Annotated in this window: 4 protein-coding genes and 1 tRNA gene; 4 read left to right on the top strand and 1 reads right to left on the bottom strand. The window is 46.2% G+C overall.

Annotated elements, in window-relative coordinates; all coding sequences use genetic code 11:
- Positions 1 to 147: 147 nt before the first annotated feature.
- A complete protein-coding gene (locus HMPREF3027_RS07640; protein WP_070707893.1) occupies positions 148 to 2,460 on the bottom strand; it encodes a glycoside hydrolase family 95 protein in 2,313 nt (770 codons plus the stop codon).
- A 271-nt stretch (positions 2,461 to 2,731) separates the two neighbouring features.
- On the opposite strand from HMPREF3027_RS07640, the gene HMPREF3027_RS07645 reads away from it, so the two are divergent.
- The 4 genes from HMPREF3027_RS07645 (at position 2,732) to HMPREF3027_RS07660 (ending at position 6,261) form a co-directional block, all read left to right on the top strand.
- Positions 2,732 to 4,228, top strand: a complete 1,497-nt coding sequence (locus tag HMPREF3027_RS07645; protein ID WP_070707894.1) for a butyryl-CoA:acetate CoA transferase — start codon at positions 2,732 to 2,734, stop codon at positions 4,226 to 4,228.
- Positions 4,225 to 5,154: a DUF5106 domain-containing protein gene (locus HMPREF3027_RS07650; RefSeq protein ID WP_070707895.1), complete on the top strand. Its 930-nt coding sequence runs from the start codon at positions 4,225 to 4,227 to the stop codon at positions 5,152 to 5,154. The genes HMPREF3027_RS07645 and HMPREF3027_RS07650 overlap by 4 nt, the downstream gene beginning before the upstream one ends.
- 21 nt (positions 5,155 to 5,175) lie before the next feature.
- Entirely contained in the window at positions 5,176 to 6,048 is an 873-nt protein-coding gene (gene rfbA / locus HMPREF3027_RS07655) for a glucose-1-phosphate thymidylyltransferase RfbA (protein ID WP_070707896.1), read from the top strand.
- A gap of 138 nt (positions 6,049 to 6,186) precedes the next feature.
- Positions 6,187 to 6,261, top strand: a tRNA-Pro gene (locus HMPREF3027_RS07660).
- The last annotated feature ends 76 nt before the right edge of the window (positions 6,262 to 6,337 follow it).

The raw sequence follows: 6,337 nt of genomic DNA on the forward strand, positions 1-6,337 counted from the left end.
GCCGAGGTCCTTACTCATAGACACCCCGCTAAAATCCATACGGTAAGAACTTTCCAATGCATTACCTCTGGGCAGGCTGCTAGGTCGTCTTCCCCAATTAAATTTAGTCTTAACAGCCCCTTGCCAAACGACCTTCTTATGTAAGGATTAGAAGCGAAGGGTCTTAGGACGCCCTTTGGAGATGGTGTAGCTCTTGATGGCTCCTGTAGTGGGGTGTTTTAGTCGGATAGTGGTGCGATTGAGTTGAGTAGAGAGGGTCACCTGTTTTGGTTTGCCATTGCTCCAAGTGAGGTCTACCATGGCACCACCTCTCACTCTGAGCTGACGGAAGCTACCACTTTGCCAAGTTGGGGGTAGGGCTGGCAATAGCTCCACAAAGCCATCTTGACTTTGGATGAGCATCTCTGAGATGGCCGCGATACCACCGAAGTTTCCATCAATCTGAAAGGGTGGGTGGGCACAGAATAAATTGGGATAGGTACCCCCGCTATTTTCTGCTGGTTGTAGTAGGCTTTTCAGTAGCTTATGTGCACGTGCTCCATCCTTGAGCCTAGCCCAAAAGTTGATCTTCCATGCTCGTGACCAACCTGTTCCACCATCGCCACGACGGTTAAGAGTCTCCATCGCAGCCTTAGCTAAGTGGGGAGTACTATTAGTAGAAATAGCATTGCCAGGGTAGAGAGCATAGAGATGCGAAACGTGCCGGTGGTGTGGCTCAACCTCTTGATAGTCCTCCAGCCACTCTTGCAGATATCCTTTGGGACTTATCTGGTTGGGCGCTAATCGTGGTAAGATCGCCTTAGCCTTGGCTGTCCACTCGTTTTCTATCCCAAGAATAGCGGCCGAAGTGATGAGGTTGGTAAGTAGCTCTCTTACAATTTGGTTGTCCATAGTCGCCCCCATACAGATATAGAGTGGGGACGTGCTACCAGGCAATAAGTATCCATTTTCGGGCGAAGAGGTAGGAGCTGTGACTAGCCAACCGTGCGACGGCTCCTCAATAAGGGAGGTGATGAAGAACTTTGCCGCCCCTTCGAGCATCGGGTAGTACCTCCGCAGAAACTCACGATCGAGTGTAAAGGCGTAGTGATCCCAAACGTGTTGCATCAACCAGGCACCGCCCGTATTAGTGGCACCCCATGATGCACTCTCGCCAGGAGCGGTAAAACTCCACGGGTTGGTCATCATATGAGCTGTCCACCCCTCGGCATTGTAGTAGGTCTTGGCGGTTTTGGTTCCACTCTCCACGAGAGACTCTGCCAGTCGATAGAGGGGCAAGGTGTGGTCGCCTAGTCCTGCCACTTCAGCTGGCCAGTAATTCATCTGTAGGTTGATGTTGAGATGATAGTCGCCATTCCAAGGGAGTTGAGTGCCACCTGCCCACATTCCTTGTAGGTTGAGGGGTAAAGCATCGGGGCGAGTGCCTGAAATCATAAGGTAGCGACCGAAGTTGTAGTAAAGCTCTACGAAAGCAGGGTCCTCATCCTTTTGGAAGCGTTGCAGTCGCTCGTCGGTGGTGAGCGACTGATGGTCTACTTTGCTATCAAGATGGATAGCTACTCGGTGGTACTTCTCTTGGTAGCTTTGGAGGTGGTGGGAAAGCAGCTCTTGCCAATTCCCGTGAGATAGGTCGCTTTTGCCTGGCAATAGAGAGGTGGTATTGCCGATTAGCAGAAGCACCTCATCGGCATTCATCACCTTCAGCCCTCCCTCGGAGATAGAGACCTCACCACCTATGGGGTATATCTTGAGCTGTGCTTTGTAGGTGACTCCTTTGTCGGTTCCCCAACCATCTTCCAATTGCCCTTCAAGGGTTATCTCATCGGGTGCGATTGAAAGTTGATATTGACTTGGTCGCCAAAGCTGCGTGGTGAAGGAGATCTTACCCTTTTGACTTGCAGTGAGCCGAATGGCTAGTACGTCCTCCTTGCCATGGCTGGCAATGTATTCGCGGCGATACTCCACCTCTCCCATTTTGAAAGAAGTAGTGAGTAGTGCTTCATCTAGATCTAGCTGGAAGCGGTAGTCACTGTAAGAGCTATCGGGTAACTGATGCTGTAGATTGAGCCAGCCGAGCATCTGGAAAGAGCCGTAGGGGGTGGTGGCCGATTGACCATGGTTGCTTCCTTTCCCCCCGCAGACAAAGTGCTGATAGACGAGGTCTTGGGCCAACTGGCTATCACCCTTTAAGAGTGCCTCACGGATACTGGGGAGATAGTTGCTTGCCCCTTCTTTCCACTGAGTGGGGTCGTAGCTACCGCTCCACATACTGATATCATTGAGGATAATTCGCTCATTGGCGATACCTCCATCGGGCATCATACCGAGCCGTCCATTACCTAGCGGAAGTCGCTCCTCCCATCTAGTTGCTGGGTGATCGTACCATAGAATATGCTCCTGAGCGAGTGCCTGGAGTGCCACAAGAAGGCTACAAAGGAGGAGTGCAAATCTTTTAGTCATTACTGTTGCCTATTGATATGATTTATATGCGAGTGCAAGTTAAGCAAATAATTGCATATACTCTGACCCTATTTCAATGACTGAGTGTGTAACTCGTATCTGTCCCATTTCTTATTGAGAAGCATAATATGATAGCTTTTATGTCTCCTTGATAGAGATTATTGACTTGATAGACTTGTTTTGTCGCTTGGTTTTATTATGTTGTCTCGTAAAGATTGGCTACATTTGTGGTATAAAATCTTTAATTAATCATTAAATAATAATTGACCCTATGGCTCTTAAGTTTATGACTGCTGATGAAGCAGCAAAGTTTGTACACCACAATGACAATGTGGGGTTCAGTGGATTTACACCTGCTGGATGTCCGAAGGTAATTCCTGCGGCTATTGCACGTCATGCAAAGTCCGAGCATGAAGCTGGACGTCCTTTCCAGATAGGTGTTTTTACTGGTGCATCAACTGGGGATAGGCTTGATGGTGAGCTAGCTCGTGCAGAGGCTATCAAGTTTAGAACCCCTTATCAATCTAATAAAGATTTGCGTGCCCTTATTAATGCAGGAAAGGTGGACTATAATGATATGCATCTTTCAATGCTTGCACAGGAGATTCGCTATGGTTTTTTAGGTAAGATTGATATCGCTATTGTGGAAGCGGCCGATGTGACCGAAGACGGTGAAATTATTCCTACTACTGGAGTAGGTATCGCACCTACGATTTGCCGATTAGCAGATAAGATTATTGTGGAGCTCAATGATAAGCACCCAAAGGAGATTCGTGGAATGCACGATATTGCGGAGCTTCAAGACCCTCCTCACAGAGGTACGATTGATATTGTTGACTCTCACGATAGAGTAGGAGCTGATTGTATCAAGGTAGATCCTGCAAAGATTGTAGCAGTCGTGAAGACTTCACAGCCTAACGATGATTCTGCCTTTGCTCCACTTGATGAAGTCACTAAGGCGATTGGTGCAAATGTGGCTAAGTTCTTTGAGCAAGAGATGGCGGCTGGTAGACTACCAAAGGAGTTTTTGCCTGTACAAAGTGGGGTAGGTAATGTGGCTAATGCTGTTTTGGGTGCTATGGGCGATAGTGAGCAGATCCCTGCTTTCAATGTTTACACTGAGGTGATTCAAGATTCAGTGATAAAGCTTATGAAGAAGGGTAAGGTGAAGTTTGCTTCTGGATGCTCTCTATCAGTTTCGAGAGAGGTGATTCAAGATATTTATGCTCACCTTGATTTCTTCAAAGATAAGCTACTTCTACGTCCGCTTGAGTACTCCAATAACCCTGAAGTAGCCCGCCGTATCGGAGTGATTGCGATTAATACTGCATTGGAAGCTGATATTTATGGCAATATCAATTCTACTCATGTGATGGGCACCAAAATGATGAATGGCATTGGAGGATCGGGTGACTTCACTCGCTCAGGCTATCTTTCAATATTCACCACTCCTTCGGTAGCAAAGAATGGAGATATTAGCTGCTTTGTGCCTATGGTTTCGCACCTAGATCACTCGGAGCACTCTGTGAAGATCATTATTAGTGAGTATGGTATTGCTGATCTTCGTGGCAAGTCACCTCGTCAGCGTGCTGAGGAGATCATCAATAATGTGGTGCATCCCGATTATCGCCAACTGTTGCGTGACTATCTAGCTGTTTCGAAGCAGGGTCAGACCAAGGTTAATTTGGATGCTTGCTTTGAATTCCATCGCAAGTTCCAAGAGACTGGGTCAATGAAGAATGCCGATTTCTCCCCTTATAAGAAATGAGACTTATAAGAAGAATATATCCTATCACGCTTCTAGTAGCCATAGTGCTACTAGGAGCGTGTTCTCAATCCAAGAAGGAGGATCAAAAGACGGAGACAAAGGGGATAGAGTTCCCTAACCCACCTGCTTTGATTACCGAGCCTATGGATAGAGCAGATTATATCCTCGCTCACCTCTTTGATGGTGTGACGGAAATAGATACTGTGCTAATGGGCTCTTCGGATGAGAGAGAGCAGTTTTTCGCCAATTATTTTGCCATTAACCTTAATGCTAGTGAACAGGCTCGAAGGGAGACGATTCGCCAGTTCTATCAATTGGCTACACCTGCGATGGATTCTATTGGGATGAGACTCGTTAGTAAGTATTACGGTGAGCCAAATTCGCCTTTTTTTAATGAAGCAAGCTATATACTGATGACTGAGGAGGCTGAAAAAGCTGGTCTCCTTGATGAGGCAGAGCAAATTCGTTTGGCAGATCGTAAGGCTTTATTCAATCGAAATAGAGTAGGGGAGAAAGCAGAGAACTTCGACTATGTTTTGGCTAATGGTCGCGAAACTTCCCTATACAATAGTGTCTCTGGGCTTACTCTTTTGCTCTTTTATGATCCAGAATGTGATACATGTCACAGTACATTATATGCTCTTTCGAAAGATCCTAGGGTGAAAGAGATGGTGGATAATGGTCTCCATATACTCTGTATTTATGCATTTGGAGATGAGGAGTCTTGGCGTCATCACCTTTCTGAATTGCCACCGTTTGCTACTGCTGGTATGGATAAAAAGGGGGTGATTTTGAGTGAAAGTCTTTACGACCTCAAAGCCCTACCTACGATCTACCTTCTAGACGAGAATTGTCGCGTACTCATGAAAGATGTGATTCTTGATGATTCCGTCCTTAATGAGATTGAGGAGTATATCTGCTTTTAATATTTATTATTTGTCGATAAAATGAAAGGAATAGTGCTTGCAGGTGGGGCTGGAACCCGTTTATATCCAGCGACTAAAGCTTTTTCGAAGCAATTGATACCCTTGTATGGTAAACCAATGGTCTACTATCCAATCTCGGTCTTGATGCTTGCAGGCATTCGTGAGATTATGATCATTACCACGCCAGATGACCAGCCCCTTTTTAAGAAACTATTGGGAGATGGTCGTCAGTTTGGCATCCAGCTATCGTACAAAATACAGGAACGGCCTGAGGGGATTGCACAAGCTTTCCTCCTAGCTGAAGATTTTTTGCAGGGTGATGATGCATGCTTAATTTTGGGCGACAATGTGTTTTATGGTCAATCGTTTGACCGCATTCTACGGCATGCGATCCAAACAGTGGAGGAGAAGAATGAGGCGGTAGTATTTTCATACTATGTTCGTGACCCAGAGCGATATGGAGTGGTAGAATTTGATGCAGAGCATAAGGTGATCTCTATTGAAGAAAAGCCTAAAACCCCTAAGAGCAATTATGCTGTGGTGGGACTTTATTTCTATCCAGGCGATGTGGTAGACCAAGCTCGTAAGGTAAAGCCTTCGGATCGAGGGGAGTTAGAGATAACCACTCTTAACCAACTCTATTTAGAGCAAGGTCGCCTTTCTGTTCAAACTCTCGGCAGAGGTTTCGCATGGCTCGATACTGGTACTTTTGAATCGCTACACGAAGCTGGTGAATTCATTAGGGCTATTGAAAAGCGCCAAGGGTTACAAGTCGCAAACCTAGAGGAGATAGGGTACAACAAAGGGTGGATCTCTCGCGAGGAAGTAATGAATGTGGCCAGTCAATACAAAGGAAGTGACTACGCTGCCTATTTGCTTAAGCTACTGAAATAGCTTTTTCACCTCTTTCTTCCCTACTTTAACACAAAAAAGAGTCGATTAGTTTGGTAGTTTGAATTATTGTAGGTACCTTTGCAGAGCATTTGAGAGAAAGATAAGATAATCTATCGAGCTCTCGGGTGTAGGACTTATCGGGGTGTAGCGTAGTCCGGTTAGCGCACCTGGTTTGGGACCAGGGGGTCGTGAGTTCGAATCCCACCACCCCGACAAAAAGAAGAGAGGAATACTTAGTATCCCTCTCTTCTTTTTTTTGGTTCATCCGACATTTCGTGTGATACGGCAG

It is taken from the genome of Porphyromonas sp. HMSC077F02, assembly GCF_001815465.1.
Lineage (GTDB): Bacteria > Bacteroidota > Bacteroidia > Bacteroidales > Porphyromonadaceae > Porphyromonas_A > Porphyromonas_A somerae.